The sequence below is a fragment of the Vibrio metoecus genome (assembly GCF_009665255.1).
Classification (GTDB): Bacteria; Pseudomonadota; Gammaproteobacteria; order Enterobacterales; family Vibrionaceae; genus Vibrio; species Vibrio metoecus_B.
The window spans coordinates 1,502,379-1,516,905 of the sequence record NZ_CP035686.1 but is presented as its reverse complement, the minus strand read 5'-3'; the positions used below and the strand labels follow the sequence as shown (position 1 = coordinate 1,516,905).

Here is a 14,527-nt window from a genome sequence, read left to right as displayed (position 1 = left end):
TGTACGCATGGCCAGAATTTACTTACTGAGACACGGTAAAACACAAGGTCCAGCTGCACTCAACGGGATGACGGATGTTGCGGTGGATGCTGATGTGCAACAAGCCATCGCGAGTCGACTACTTGACCGATCTTTCACGCGTGTCATTAGTTCACCTTTACGACGTTGCGCTGATTTGGCACAACGCATCCAACATGCGCGCCCCGATGTGATTTTGGATTACGACGCCAATCTACAAGAGATGAATTTTGGACTATTTGATGGGAAATCTTTCACGGACTTGGAGCAAGAATGGCCGTTGTTGGATGCTTTTTGGAAAGATCCTGCCCACAATATCTTGCCGCAAGCGGAGTCATTAGCGTCGGTCTATCAACGAGTGACTCAAGCATGGGATCAGTGGCTACCTCAGATCGAGGATGACACACTCGTGATCTGTCATGCAGGAACCATTCGGCTGATTCTAGCACATACACTCGGTGTGGATTGGCGCAACCCTGATTGGTATAGCCGTTTAAGTATTCCGTATCAGTCGATATCGGAGCTAACGCTGTATCGTGATGAGCCTTTTTTCGTGAGCGTGAACAGCATCGGAAATGTGCTGTGACACGTGGGATTAAGCGAATTGAATATAGAGCATCTCATTGAATTGATGCTAGAATCTGCGGCTGTATCGTTGCCATCTGGCTGGGTATGAGAAGAAAAACACCGCTATTTTGCTGCAAAGATAGAATGGGTGGCCATAAGTGCGATCGTCTTGGCATAAATCCGTCGTACAATTTCTTAACATACCGCTGTGCAATAAAGGAGTAGCGCATGACGAAGTCTTTCTTCCGCCAATCTTTTCTTTTCGACAGCTTAGACCTTGACCATGCTATGGTTGCTCAATCTGTGCGTACGGCACAAGGGGTAACAGTAAAACTGCATCAACGCGGAGTCTTGGAAGTCATCCCCGCGCAACGAGATGTGACTACTCAAAATGTGGTGATCTCTTGTGGTATCCATGGTGATGAAACTGCGCCCATGGAGCTGATGGACAAATGGATTGACGATATTCTCAGTGGCTTTCAGGAGTTGACTGAACGCTGCTTATTTATTGTTGCTCATCCTCAAGCCACCCAGCAGCACACACGTTTTATCGAACAGAATCTGAACCGCTTATTTGATGATAAGTCACACGATCCTAGCGTAGAGCTTGCGATTGCCGATAATCTGAAAGTGTTGCTTAAGCAATTTTTTGCGAATACAGAAGAGAGCTCTCGTTGGCATTTGGATCTGCACTGTGCGATTCGTGGCTCTAAACATTACTCCTTTGCGGTAAGTCCTAAATCGCGCCACCCTGTGCGCAGCCGCAGTTTGATGCAATTTATCGAGCAAGCCCATATTGAAGCGGTAATGTTATCCAATGCGCCCTCCAGTACGTTTAGTTGGTATTCGGCGGAGCATTATGCTGCGCAAGCCTTGACCTTAGAGCTCGGTCAGGTTGCACGTCTCGGCGAAAATAAATTAGATCGTTTAGTCGCTTTTGATTTGGCCATTCGTGATCTTATTGCTCGGCATAAGCCTGAGCATTTGCCCCGTAAGCCTGTGATGTATCGAGTGAGCCGTACCATCGTGCGCCTGCACGATGATTTTGACTTCCGTTTTACTGATGATGTGGAAAATTTCACCGCCTTTATGCACGGTGAAGTATTTGGTCATGACGGCGATAAGCCCCTAATGGCGAAGAATGAAGGGGAAGCGATTGTGTTCCCTAATCGAAAGGTCGCCATCGGTCAACGAGCTGCTTTAATGGTATGTAAAGTGAATACGCGCTATGAAGATGACCAATTGGTGTACGACTGATCGCGCCTCAGCATGAACTCCTTTCTATTTAAATGGCTTAACGGTAAGGTTAGGCCATTCTTTTTTCTATGAACGATAAGATGGATTTTCATCGACTGCTTCAACATAAACAAAAGCGTTGGCGACGTAGTGGCTACTGGCTGCTTGGGCTTTTTATCAGCATAGGGGCGATTTATTTGCTGGTGGGAGAAGTCTGGTTGTCACCGTTTTCTACTTGGTCTTCGCTTGAGCAACAGTTGGTGTGGGAACTTCGCTTACCAAGGTTACTGGCTGCGGCGGTGATTGGTGCTTCTTTAGCCGTTGCGGGAGCGACCTTGCAAGTGCTGCTCGGTAACGTGCTTGCTGAACCCGGTGTGGTTGGTGTTTCTGGCGGTGCAAGTGTGGCGATGGTCATTTTGCTGCTGTTTTTCCCAAGCTTAAATTCACCGATAGCGTTTATGGTTGCCGCGGTATTGGGCGCGCTACTGTTTACTTTGCTCTTAGTGATGATGGCTCGCAAGCTGCGGTTGACGACTGCAAGGTTATTGTTAGTGGGAGTCGCATTAGGCATTTTGTCTGGAGCCGTAGTCACATGGGCTTTCTATTTCAGTGATGATTTAGGGTTACGTCAATTGATGTACTGGCTGATGGGCAGCGTTGCGGGAGTGAGCTGGTATCAACACGTATTGTCTTTTGTGGCGATCCCTGTGGTGATTTGGCTTGCGCTGCAAGGTGGCCTTCTCGATAAACTCATGCTTGGAGAAGGCCATGCTAAGCAGTTGGGGGTTGATATTCATCGTGTGCGTTGGCGTTTAATCCTCGCGATTGCCTTACTGGTTGGCGCTTCGGTTGCTTTAGGCGGGGTGATCGGTTTTGTAGGGTTAGTGGTTCCCCATTTACTGCGCTTAACGCTCGGCTCTGAAAACCGAATGTTGTTGCCAATGTCTGCGCTGTGTGGGGCGTTATTGCTGGTGAGTGCGGATTTAATTGCCCGTTTGGCGTTGGGCAGCGGTGAGTTACCACTGGGCGTAGTGACAACAACGCTAGGAGCACCAGTTTTTATCTGGATGTTGGTGAGAAACCATGATTCGTGTTAACAGTTTACAAGTCGACTCACGTTTACTGCCTCTTTCTTTGCAAGCTAACACTGGCGAAGTATGGCATGTCATTGGCCCTAATGGTTGTGGCAAAAGTACGTTTCTTGCCGCATTAGCAGGGATGATCCCTTTCTCTGGTTCTGTACAGATTGGCGCGCTGGACGTGAGCGAGGCAAGCTTGTCTGAACTTGCACGCCATCGCGCCTATTTAGCGCAAAATGATAAACCCAGTTTTCAGCTGCAAGTGTTCCAATATTTAGCACTTTCCATTCCTGCAGGCGTTACGTTAGAACGCTCTGAAGTGGCGAGTGAAATTGACCAAATCAGTCGTTTACTTAATATTGACGATAAATTACACCGTTCGATTCACCAGCTTTCTGGTGGTGAATGGCAGCGTGTACGTTTAGCTGGTAGTTGTCTACAAGTTTCACCAGTATTGAATCCTTCCGCTCGCCTACTGATTTGGGATGAACCCGCCGCTCCACTCGATATCGCTCAAGAAAGTTTATTGTATCGTTTGATTGATCGAATGGCAGGGCAGGGATTAACCGTCATTATGGCTAACCATGATCTCAATCGAACACTGCGCCATGCAGATCAGGTTTTGCTACTGAATAATGGTGTGCTCTATAGTGCTGGTCGAGCGGAAGATGTGCTGACTCAAGAAGCCTTACAGGCTGTTTTTGGTACATTGATTCGGCGAGTTCAACTGGATGACCAGTACCATCTTCTTTTCGACTAATTCCATGACACCATTCATATCGTTGCTGGTGTGACTGACCAATCGTGGCGCAGTGAGCACTCTTTTGGCGCAGACGTATTTGTCTTAGAGGCTTATTTTTTTAGTTTTTTATTATTTTTCAATGAATTACTTTTCGATGGAAAGGTGGTATAGGTTGGCACACAATTCGCAATAGTAGATTTGATACATTCTCGTTCTTGTTAGGCTCATATTCTTTGGCAGATCCTTTCGGATAAGAGTATTGAGCTTCTACTGAACTGATTGGCCCTCAATCAGACGCGGTATGCCACCTTAGTCACTAAGGTGGCTTTTTTTTACTTCACTTCTGAATGGCGCATAGCGTATCGCCTTGGGCGCAGTGAAGTATAAATGACATCTGTTTTATTGAGTCAGTGCAGCGAGATTGGCTGGGCGGTAATAAACGGATTTAAGCACTTTTCCCTGACGGATCGTTTTCGATTCAGCGATAAAATCCTCAGCACATTTGGCAATAATGTATTCACCTTGATGAACCGCCATTAGCTTAATACCTTGTTCTGCATAGAACTTTTCTGTATCTAAATACTCTTGTTCATTACGGCATACTTTACTCATATTTGAGCTATGCACTTCATCCCAGCAAGGAATAAACTCAATGTTTAAATTGTCAGCTACATGCAGCAGCAGATCGATGAGGTAGCTGATCGATAGGTTATCTTCAACCTTCACTTGTCCCAAATGCACTAAGCGTCCCATGAGAACGTACACTGTATCGACAATAGCATCGGCCTGTTCGGTTTTGCTGTCGGCTTGGGCAAGTTCGGTTAATTCTTCAATGGCTAATGAGGTATGTAAGGTATCAGCTTGTTCATTTAACGTTTGCGGAGCCGCGACAGGTAAATCGAAGGTTTGGCGAAATTCGCTGATGTCACGGTATAAGTGGTCAAAAATTTCTTGTGTCAGCTTGGTTAATTGCATGCTTGCATTCCGAATGGTGTTAACAATGGGGCAAGTGTAACAAAGCTCATGAGGTGGGGCTACGGCAGTGCGAGGATTGATGGTGCTAGAAAAACAAAAAGGCGCAATTATGCGCCTTATCGGTAGGAATAACCGAAATACCTATCAGCCTACATAGGGAATAGGTTTATAGGTAGAGTTTGGCCAGTTGTGATGGCTCTAATTCTTTACCTTCAAGACTCGCGTTCCAGTTTGGTCCTACTAGAACACCGTCTTCATCCAGTGTAATCAACCAATCTTCAACAAATACGTCAAAAGGGATTTCAACGACTTCAAAATCAGCCCACTCTTCAACGTTATGAATTTGTGCATCTTCTTTTGATGACCAGAAAGGCATAACTTCACTTTCTGCAAATTCAGTTGATTCACAAGAGAGCCAACCTTCTTCATTACGTAAACCCCAAACAAGTTGGTTTTCTCGGGTTTCTTCAATAAACAGCGCTAAATTCGCGTCGATATCTGCCGTTAATTTGCTCATTTTGTTCTCTCGCAGTAGATAATGCCGTAAGGGTAGCACTTTCATCGAAGAATGCCCATGACGATCTCTGTCTGCTCATAAAAAGAGTGAAATCACAGTTTAAAGGCCGTTAATTTTTGGTCGAGCTGGCGCGATAAATCGGCTAATTTCTCACTCTCTTCTGCCAGATACGTTGCCGCTTGCGACATTTCCAGTGCCGCATCATTAATTCCGCTTACGTTGCGATTCATCTCTTCTGCGACAGCACTTTGTTCCTCAGCTGCGGTAGCGATTTGCGTTGCTTTATCACTGACATGTTGAATGTGGTTCACAATCAGCGAGAGGTCACTGCCGGCATTTTCTGCCGTGGAGACACTATGCGCGGCCAAATCTTGGCTCTTTTGCATCGCACTGGCGGTGCTGACGGCAAGCTGCTGTAATCGATTGATCATGGTTTGTATTTCGTCAGTGGAATGATGTGTTCGGCTGGCTAAATTACGCACTTCGTCGGCCACCACCGCAAAACCTCGACCTTGATCGCCCGCGCGCGCAGCTTCAATCGCCGCGTTTAGGGCAAGTAGATTGGTTTGCTCAGAAATACCACTAATGACTGCAGTGACTTCGCTAATCTGCATAACCCCTTCTTTGAGCTTATTCACTTGCTCGGTCGCAATGCCCAGCTCTACCGATAAAGCACGAATGCTATCAACACTGGAATGGACATCTTTATCGCCTAAATTAGCTTCTTTGCTAGCATCGAGAGTATCGTGTGCGGTGTCTTCTGCATGTCCGGCGACATCGGCTACTGTCGCGGTCATCTCGTTCATTGCGGTAGCCAACTGGTTGAGTTGATCACGTTGAGATACTACGGCTTGGCTAGTTTCTTCTGCTGAAGAGGCAATACGAATGGCCGCTTCAGCAACCGAGGATGCCGATTGTACGGATTCGACTAGCGCGACCCGCACCGAGGCAATACTGTCATTAATGCGTTGGGCAACAATGCCAAGCTCATCGTTTCCCATGACAGGGATCTGTGCCGTGAGATCACCTTGCGCCACTTTTTTCATCACATCTTTAATCACATCAAGTGGGTGTACAACTGCTTTGCTGATAACCACTCCGAGTCCCACCATAATCAAAGTGATGACTAACGTGGCTAATCCCATTTTGATAAACTGTTGATAGACAGCTTGTTGGATATCATCGAGCAGCATACCTGAGCCTAAAATCCATCCCCAAGGTGCAAAGCCATTAACGTAAGACAGTTTTTCGGCAGGACTACCTTGCTGGTTTTTCCATGGATAGATCAGAGAGCCTTGCTGACCATTCCGCGCTAAGTCGATCATGGTGAACCAGAATTGACCTTCTGTATCTTTGCCCGGATTTCCCATCTGTTGACCGACCAAGTCCTGACGGATCGGGTGTACAACCGTATAACGTGATTCATCGATAACAAACATGTAATTGTTGCCATCAAATCGTAGTGCGTTAATCAGGGCTTTGGCTTGTTCTTGGGCTTGCTCTTTCGGTAGGGTTTGATGGAGATAAGCCACTTGAGAGAGTGTGCTCTGAATAACGGCCTTTAAGCGCGCTTCTCGTTCTGCAATCAAATTTCCTTGTAGTGCATTGGCGGAGATAAAGAGTAGACTCAAAAATCCAACAATACCGACGATAACAATAGCGGCCAGTTTATAACTGACCTTGATATTCTCTAGCTTCAACATGACGTTACCACCTAACTGAGCGCTGTGATGATCGGTTGTCTTATTCGGCTAAATTATTGTTGGTCTGAGTTGGCCGATAAGATCTAATAAAAGGATGGATGACAACCGATGATTTGCCAGTTGGCTAAGTTTATTTTGTTAAGTGGCTCAACTATCTGGTGATAATTAGTGTAATAACTCAAGAGAGTGAGGGGAGTTTAACTCCCCTCACTATGATAGAAATGATGGAGTGGTATTCGACTAGGTTTCAAGTGTCACACGAGTATCTTCGCTCAGTGCTTCAAGTTCATTCATGACATCATCAATTTCAACATTGATAGGTAAACGCATGGCGACATTGGCAGTAAAGAGACTTGAACTGATGCCACCTCCTCCTGCAATAAATACGCGTTGGCAGTCCATATCGAGGATGCTGATCCCTTGGCCATCCAAAAGATGAGTGATTTCATTGACTATGCCAGCTCGGTCATTGGCATCAAGCCGAATTTGGTAAACCGTATCACTTTTATGGACGTGAGGATCTGAATCGGTAATTTCGACCAACAGCCCTGGGTATGTCTGGAAAGCCTGCTTAACGGTCGCCGTATTTTCTTCAGGCAGCTCAATTTTGATCACTGCCGCAACGCTATCCTCAATAAAGTTGACCTTACTGATGAGCCATTTACCACTGTTTTCATGAGTGACGGCGGCCAGTTGTTTAATGGTGGCTGGGGTTGCTTTTCCGACAAAGTTAACAATGAAAGTCGCGTTCATGTTGGCCTCCTGATAAGGAATTCGCTTTGTGCTCTTTTTGAGTGTAGGAGCTTAATAAGCTTGAGAATTGATGTGAGTCAATTTTTGAGCAGGCAGTAGCAGTAAAGAGACAATAATTCTACTTATGCCACACATTTTTCAGGCGTTGTTTCTTTGAAACGGCAAGAATCAGGCCATCGAAGATGGCCTGATTGAGAGATTAGAAAGTGATTTTTAGGTTTACACCGTAGTATTGAGAATCATACGGAACGCCCGCATCCAACGCATATTTTGCTGCGTCAGGGTTATTGCTCCATGGGCTATTTTGGAAGGATACATCTGCTGAACCACCCCATGCGCTGCTTACCCAACCATGCACATGACCGATAGGGTTGAGGAAGAATAAGGTTACTCCACCAACGGTATCTGAACCCATCACTTCGCCACCATTGGCGACAATGTTCTGTTCAGCTTCAAACATCAGTTCACCGACCACTGCACCGAAGAATGGCGTGATGAAAATGTCTTGCCATGAAGGCACTTCTGCGAAAGATTCGACGCCGTATTCCCAGAAAAAGGTCGACATGGTTGCCGAGTAGAGGAAGGACTCAAACTCGTTAAAACCTGCATGACGTGCCGCAGTGTAATAAACACCACCGAAGTAGGGATGCATAATGTAGTTGAGAAAATGTTCGTCACGATCCCATGTTGGACCTGCCGTGACGTTATCTTTCCACTTTTTGCCAAGTCCGCTGAGGTTGCGATCTTCGGCATCCCATTTTGTAATCGATTCAGGGAGTAAAGTCATCAAGCCGGCGGTCATAACACTCAGACCTAAGATGGTATAGGTTTGGCCTTTTAGATAATCCCAATCGCGAGTGTCTTGCACCATTAAATATTTTGGGAGTGGCTCGTCGAGTTTGAGTGACGACGTGCTGTTGAGACTCAAAGAAAAAGGATCACTGAGCGATTGGGTATAATAATTGCTTGAATAGCAGCCGGTCTGCTCACAGCCTGCTTGATAGGCAAAATCGGATTGTAAGTTCACATCTTGTTGTGCGTTTACGCAGGCAGAAAATGTCAACAACATCATGGTGGTGATGTTTTTCTTGAGCACAGATGTCTCCATTAATAGGTAATTAATCGATCAGGGTCACAATTATCCATAAAACGACCAACAAGAAAACTGCTAATTAAAAGTAGTTTGAAATTGCGTAATGGATACAACGTTCTTTTCTATTGGCTTATTGTAAGCCAATATAGCAACAGCATTAACATCAGGATGGCAAATATGTTGAAAATAGCAATGCTTAGTACCGGCGAAGAAGTTTTGCATGGTGATATTGTGGACTCTAACGCAGCTTGGCTTGCGCGCGAGTTTTATCAGCATGGTTTCTCGCTGTCTAAACGTTCGACCGTTGGAGATAACCAACCTGCACTTATTGAAGAACTGATGATGCTGAGTTTTAACTCGGATGTTGTAATCGTCAATGGAGGGCTAGGGCCAACCAGCGATGATATGACCGCGGAAGCCGCAGCTCAGGCAGCCGAACAACCGTTGGTTATGAATGCCCATTGGCTGAGCCAACTTGAGGCCTTTTTTGCTGGACGCGGTCGAGCCATGCCTGACAGTAACCGTAAGCAAGCGATGTTACCCGCGAATGCAGAATTGATTGATAACCCAGTGGGTACTGCTTGTGGCTTTAAAATGCAGATCAACGATTGTTGGTTCTACTTTACCCCAGGGGTTCCCAAAGAGTTTTACAAAATGGTCAGCGAGCAGATTTTGCCGGATTTACAACGGCAATTTCCTTCCGTGTTAGGGCAGCAATGCAGCCGCTTGTATACCTTTGGTACTTCGGAATCTTCGATTTCAGATAAATTGGATAAAATGCATTTACCAGAAGGGTATACCTTGGGTTACCGCTCATATTTGCCATTTATCGAGGTTAAGCTGTTTGGTCCTGAGCAAGATGATGAACGCCGTTTGAGTTTGCTGAAAATCATTCATGCGCATTTGGAACAATATGTTGTCAGTATCGATGAACCCATGCTGGCGTATCTTGGGCATATGATGACGGAAAAAGGTCTTTCGCTGGCGTTTGCAGAGCAAGTGACCCAAGGTTGGCTATCAAGCTGGCTATTGGGCGAGCCGCAAATCGAAGCTTTAGCCGGGCCGTCTTGGATTTTGAGCCACAAAGTTTCCTCTGAACTAGCTCAACAAGATCCGCTTGCCGCTGCCTTTGCATTGGCTGGTGCCACCAAAGATAAATGTGGCACTCAAATGGCCTTGGTGACAGGAGCATTGAAGGATGAGCAAGTCTCGGTTGCGCTTTCAACCCCAAATGGTGAATGGGGGCAAACGTTAAAGTTTGTCCGTCGTTTTTCGGTACAAGAACAAAAAGAGTGGATCGCGACGCTGGCTGCAGACATGCTTTTGCGCTATCTCACGGGGCGACCGATGTTTGTCGGTTACAGTGCCGTTGAACGAATTAAAGAGATGTATCTACCGAAAAGTGCGCTCAATTAAAAATCAAAAACTTAGGGTAATATTTTGATTTTTATGAATTTTTATAGGGTTCTCCGTTCGGTGTTAACTGAATGAATCGACTACTTATTCTGCTTGTTGATGGTTTGGCTTTCGTTATGCGTATTTTGTCTAATCAATAAGCGGATGATTTACTTAGAGAGCGAGATTTGTCTCAAAAGAGAGGCTTTAAACGCTGTTTTGAATCTGTACACTGACCTCTCCCCCGAAAAGTGGCGGCAGGAGGCTGACATGTTTCAACACTCGAAAATCTTGGTTTGGTATAGAATCGCCAGTCAAAAAGTGGTTTTAGGAGAAGCACATAGCGACGGAACTGAGGATGTGGTTTCGCTATGGTTACATGCCCCAACGCAATTTGATCACGCCAGTAATCAGGGGTATTGGTTATCCCTGTTTGATGATGGTGGACGCGAAATCGGTAATAAATGGGTATCGATGAGAACCGCAGATGCGATTTTGTGTGGTGTCAATAGAGCCAGAGCGTAAGCTCTGGCTAGATCATTTTCGTTGAAGCTGTGGATACGTGCGAATCTCAAACCAATTTAAACGCAGCGGATTAGGTCGTCAGCATTGGTTAATGTGTATACTACGCGCGTTTAGCTTTGAGCTGATAAGCGACCTGCTCGATTTCCAATGCTGATTTTGCGCGGCATATGCACGGCAAAATTTCGTTACCTTGCGTGTACGCCATCGCAAAACCAACATACTCGACTTCACCAGAGATCAATTGACAACGACAGGCACCGCAATGCCCGTCGCGACAGTTGTATTCTGGATCTAACCCCGCTTTTTCCATGCTTTCAAGCAGGGTGTGGCTAGGGTTAGACTCAATGGTCAGCAGTTTGTTGATTTTGATTGCCGCCATTACAGTTCAAAGCCCTCGAAATCATCGGTGCTAACTTCGTTGTCGATTTGGCCAACCAAGTAAGAACTGATTTCAGCTTCTTGAGGAGCAACTTGTACGTTATCAGAAGATAACCAAGCATTGATCCAAGGAATCGGGTTGGTGGTCGCAGTTGGGTAAGCTGGCTCAAGACCCACGGCTTGCATACGAATGTTGGTAATGTACTCAACGTACTGGCACAAAATATCTTTGTTAAGGCCAATCATCGAACCGTCTTTGAACAAGTAAGCTGCCCACTCTTTTTCCTGCTCTGCCGCTTCTTTGAACAGATCAAAACTTTCTTGTTTACACTCTTCTGCAACTTGCAGGAAGGTGAAATCGTCCATACCGTTGCGCAGGAGGTTGAGCATGTGCTGAGTACCTGTCAGGTGCAGAGCTTCATCACGCGCAATCAGTTTGATGATCTTCGCATTGCCTTCCATCAACTCACGTTCTGCAAACGCAAATGAACAGGCAAAACTTACGTAAAAGCGGATCGCTTCCAGCGCATTGACTGACATTAAGCACAGATACAGTTTCTTCTTCAGATTTTTGAGGGAAACATTAACTGTTTCACCGTTGATCTGATGTTGGCCCTCACCGTAACGGTGGTAGTCGTTAGTTAACTGGATCAAATCATCGTAGTAGTGGGCGATGTCTTTCGCACGCTTGAGGATGTGCTCGTTTTCAACGATATCGTCAAACACCACCGCAGGATCATTCACGATGTTACGGATGATGTGCGTGTATGAGCGTGAGTGAATGGTCTCAGAGAAAGACCAAGTCTCAATCCACGTTTCCAGTTCAGGCAGTGAAACCAACGGTAGCAGTGCTACGTTCGGGCTGCGGCCTTGAATTGAATCGAGCAGAGTTTGGTATTTCAGGTTCGAAATGAAAATGTGCTTCTCATGATCAGGCAGTTTGCCGTAATCAATACGATCGCTTGACACATCCACTTCTTCCGGACGCCAGAAGAAGGAGAGTTGCTTTTCAATCAGCTTCTCGAAGATTTCATATTTTTGTTGGTCGTAACGTGCGACGTTGACAGGCTGACCAAGAAACATAGGTTCTTTTAGTTGGTCATTCTTTTTTTGGGTAAAAGTACTGTAAGCCATTGTTGCCTTCATCCGTTTGGCCTCTTGCCTGAGCAAGAGGCATGCAAATCAAAGAGTTAAACTATTATCTCGTGGTTTAGCTTGAATAAGCTTAGATTTTACAAGCACCGCTTGCGCAATCATCTTCTTGCACTTTGACAGCATCAGTTTGCTCGTCTTTCGCGCCATCACGAGTGTTATGGTAGTACAGCGTTTTTACACCAAACTTGTACGCTGTCAGCAGATCTTGCAGTAGTTTCTTCATCGGTACTTTGCCTGAATCGAAATTACTTGGATCGTAGTTAGTATTGGCTGAGATCGCTTGGTCAACGAACTTTTGCATGATACCCACTAAGTGCAGATAGCCGTCGTTCGAACCGATGTTCCACAGCAGTTCATAGTTCTCTTTAAAGCGAGTGAATTCAGGAACCACTTGCTTCAGGATGCCATCTTTTGACGCTTTTACCGAAACATAACCACGTGGTGGCTCGATACCGTTAGTCGCGTTAGAGATTTGCGATGAAGTCTCTGATGGCATCAATGCAGTCAGAGTCGAGTTACGCAGACCGTGTTCCATGATCTCATGGCGTAGCTTGTCCCAGTCGTAATGCAGAGGTTCTGCACATACGAGATCGATATCTTTCTTGTAAGTATCGATAGGCATCAAGCCTTTCGCGTAGTTAGTCTCATGGAACAGTGGGCAACGACCTTGTTCTTTCGCGAGCTTCATTGAAGCACGTAGCAGGTGATACTGCATGGCTTCAAATGTGCGATGAGTCAGACCATTTGCGCTGCCATCAGAGTATTTCACGCCGTTTTTCGCTAGGTAGTAAGCGTAGTTGATCACGCCTACACCCAGAGTACGGCGGTTCATTGAAGAACGACGTGCCGCAGGCAGTGGGTAGTCTTGGTAATCCAACAGTGCATCCAGAGCACGAACCACAAGGTCAGACAGCTCTTCAAAATCATCCAGTGACTGAATTGCACCTAAGTTAAATGCAGAAAGGGTACACAGGGCAATTTCACCGCTTTCATCTTCCACATTCGCCAGTGGTGAAGTTGGCAGCGCGATTTCCAGACACAGGTTTGATTGACGCACAGGCGCAACGGCCGCATCAAATGGGCTGTGCGTGTTACAGTGGTCTACGTTCTGAATGTAGATACGGCCTGTTGAGGCACGCTCTTGCATCAGCAGAGTAAAGATTTCCAGCGCTTTAACGGTTTTCTTCTTAATAGAAGGATCGTTTTCGTACTTCACGTACAGGCGTTCGAATTCATCCTGATCTTGGAAGAACGCATCGTACAGTCCAGGAACATCAGAAGGAGAGAATAGGGTAATGTTGCCGCCTTCAACCAGACGCTTGTACATCAGTTTGTTGAGCTGAACACCGTAATCCATATGACGAACACGGTTCTCTTCTACACCACGGTTGTTCTTCAGAACCAGCAGAGATTCCGCTTCACCATGCCATAGAGGGTAGAACACAGTTGCTGCACCACCACGAACACCGCCTTGCGAGCAGCATTTCACCGCCGTTTGGAAGTACTTGTAAAATGGGATACAGCCAGTGTGGAACGCTTCGCCACCACGGATTTCCGAACCCAGCGCACGAATACGACCTGCGTTGATACCAATACCGGCACGTTGAGAAACGTAGCGAACAATCGAGCTCGCCGTTGCATTGATAGAATCTAGGCTGTCGCCACACTCAATCAGCACACAAGAGCTAAACTGACGAGTCGGAGTACGTACACCCGACATAATTGGCGTTGGCAGCGAGATCTTAAAGGTCGACGTCGCATCATAGAAACGCTTGATGTAGTCAAGTCGCGTCTCTTTGGGATACTTAGCAAATAGGCAAGCAGCCACCAAAATGTACAGGAACTGTGCACTTTCGTAGATTTGACCCGTCACACGGTTCTGTACGAAATATTTGCCCTCAAGCTGTTTCACCGCAGCGTAAGAGAAATCCAGATCACGACGGTGGTCAATGAACTGATCCATCAGTTCCAGCTCTTCACGGGTATAGTCTTCTAGCAAATGTTTATCGTATTTGCCTTTCTCGACCATATTGGTCACGTGTTTGAACAGCGTTGGCGGCTCATATTCCCCATAAGCCTTTTTGCGCAGGTGGAAAACCGCAAGGCGCGCAGCAAGATATTGGTAGTCCGGCGTTTCTTCAGAAATCAGATCCGCCGCCGACTTGATGATAGTTTCATGGATGTCTGAGGTCGTAATGCCATCATAGAACTGAATATGAGCGCGCAGTTCTACTTGAGAGACAGAAACGTTTTGCAGTCCTTCGGCAGCCCAAGTGATCACTCGGTGGATCTTATCCAAATCAATAGTTTCTTTGCGGCCATCACGCTTGGTGACAGTAAGTTGTTGGTTCATTCTGCTTCATTTCCCTAACAAAACTGATAAAAGCCGTA

Annotated in this window: 14 protein-coding genes; 6 read left to right on the top strand and 8 right to left on the bottom strand. The window is 46.1% G+C overall.

Going from position 1 to position 14,527, the window contains the following annotated elements; all coding sequences use genetic code 11:
- Positions 1 to 7: 7 nt before the first annotated feature.
- The 4 genes from cobC to btuD all read left to right on the top strand — a co-directional run bounded on the left by cobC (position 8) and on the right by btuD (position 3,660).
- Complete coding sequence (gene cobC / locus EPB59_RS06815; protein ID WP_154171991.1) at positions 8 to 604, top strand: alpha-ribazole phosphatase family protein; 597 nt, start codon at positions 8 to 10, stop codon at positions 602 to 604.
- A 209-nt stretch (positions 605 to 813) separates the two neighbouring features.
- Positions 814 to 1,842, top strand: coding sequence for a succinylglutamate desuccinylase (locus tag EPB59_RS06810; RefSeq protein WP_154171989.1), 1,029 nt, complete (start codon positions 814 to 816; stop codon positions 1,840 to 1,842).
- Positions 1,843 to 1,922: 80 nt separating this feature from the next.
- Complete coding sequence (btuC, locus tag EPB59_RS06805; protein WP_195706938.1) at positions 1,923 to 2,918, top strand: vitamin B12 ABC transporter permease BtuC; 996 nt, start codon at positions 1,923 to 1,925, stop codon at positions 2,916 to 2,918.
- A complete protein-coding gene (gene btuD / locus EPB59_RS06800) occupies positions 2,905 to 3,660 on the top strand; it encodes a vitamin B12 ABC transporter ATP-binding protein BtuD (protein ID WP_154171985.1) in 756 nt (251 codons plus the stop codon). Before btuC ends, btuD begins: the two co-directional genes overlap by 14 nt.
- Before the next feature lie 381 nt (positions 3,661 to 4,041).
- Here btuD and EPB59_RS06795 read toward each other — a convergent pair whose 3' ends face one another.
- From EPB59_RS06795 to EPB59_RS06775, 5 genes are all read right to left on the bottom strand, one after another.
- Positions 4,042 to 4,617, bottom strand: a complete 576-nt coding sequence (locus EPB59_RS06795; protein ID WP_055050627.1) for a nucleoside triphosphate pyrophosphohydrolase family protein — start codon at positions 4,615 to 4,617, stop codon at positions 4,042 to 4,044.
- 166 nt (positions 4,618 to 4,783) lie between these two features.
- Positions 4,784 to 5,134, bottom strand: coding sequence for a DUF2750 domain-containing protein (locus EPB59_RS06790; protein ID WP_055050856.1), 351 nt, complete (start codon positions 5,132 to 5,134; stop codon positions 4,784 to 4,786).
- A gap of 92 nt (positions 5,135 to 5,226) precedes the next feature.
- Entirely contained in the window at positions 5,227 to 6,837 is a 1,611-nt protein-coding gene (locus EPB59_RS06785; protein ID WP_055050628.1) for a methyl-accepting chemotaxis protein, read from the bottom strand.
- A gap of 240 nt (positions 6,838 to 7,077) precedes the next feature.
- Complete coding sequence (locus tag EPB59_RS06780; RefSeq protein WP_154171983.1) at positions 7,078 to 7,590, bottom strand: glycine cleavage system protein R; 513 nt, start codon at positions 7,588 to 7,590, stop codon at positions 7,078 to 7,080.
- 199 nt (positions 7,591 to 7,789) lie between these two features.
- Positions 7,790 to 8,686 carry a DUF3943 domain-containing protein gene (locus tag EPB59_RS06775; RefSeq protein WP_000914644.1) on the bottom strand — a complete coding sequence of 299 codons (897 nt, stop codon included), beginning with the start codon at positions 8,684 to 8,686 and terminating at the stop codon, positions 7,790 to 7,792.
- Between the two features lie 174 nt (positions 8,687 to 8,860).
- Here EPB59_RS06775 and EPB59_RS06770 point away from each other — a divergent pair, with 174 nt between their 5' ends.
- A complete protein-coding gene (locus EPB59_RS06770) occupies positions 8,861 to 10,099 on the top strand; it encodes a CinA family nicotinamide mononucleotide deamidase-related protein (RefSeq protein WP_195706937.1) in 1,239 nt (412 codons plus the stop codon).
- A 249-nt stretch (positions 10,100 to 10,348) separates the two neighbouring features.
- Positions 10,349 to 10,603, top strand: a complete 255-nt coding sequence (locus EPB59_RS06765; protein ID WP_000486264.1) for a hypothetical protein — start codon at positions 10,349 to 10,351, stop codon at positions 10,601 to 10,603.
- Positions 10,604 to 10,703: 100 nt separating this feature from the next.
- Here the strand turns inward: EPB59_RS06765 and yfaE are convergent, their stop codons facing one another.
- The 3 genes from yfaE to nrdA form a co-directional block, all read right to left on the bottom strand.
- Positions 10,704 to 10,982 carry a class I ribonucleotide reductase maintenance protein YfaE gene (gene yfaE / locus EPB59_RS06760; protein WP_154171979.1) on the bottom strand — a complete coding sequence of 93 codons (279 nt, stop codon included), beginning with the start codon at positions 10,980 to 10,982 and terminating at the stop codon, positions 10,704 to 10,706.
- Positions 10,982 to 12,115 carry a class Ia ribonucleoside-diphosphate reductase subunit beta gene (nrdB, locus tag EPB59_RS06755; protein WP_000331865.1) on the bottom strand — a complete coding sequence of 378 codons (1,134 nt, stop codon included), beginning with the start codon at positions 12,113 to 12,115 and terminating at the stop codon, positions 10,982 to 10,984. Before nrdB ends, yfaE begins: the two co-directional genes overlap by 1 nt.
- A 91-nt stretch (positions 12,116 to 12,206) precedes the next feature.
- A complete protein-coding gene (gene nrdA / locus EPB59_RS06750; RefSeq protein WP_154171977.1) occupies positions 12,207 to 14,489 on the bottom strand; it encodes a class 1a ribonucleoside-diphosphate reductase subunit alpha in 2,283 nt (760 codons plus the stop codon).
- Between the last annotated feature and the right edge of the window lie 38 nt (positions 14,490 to 14,527).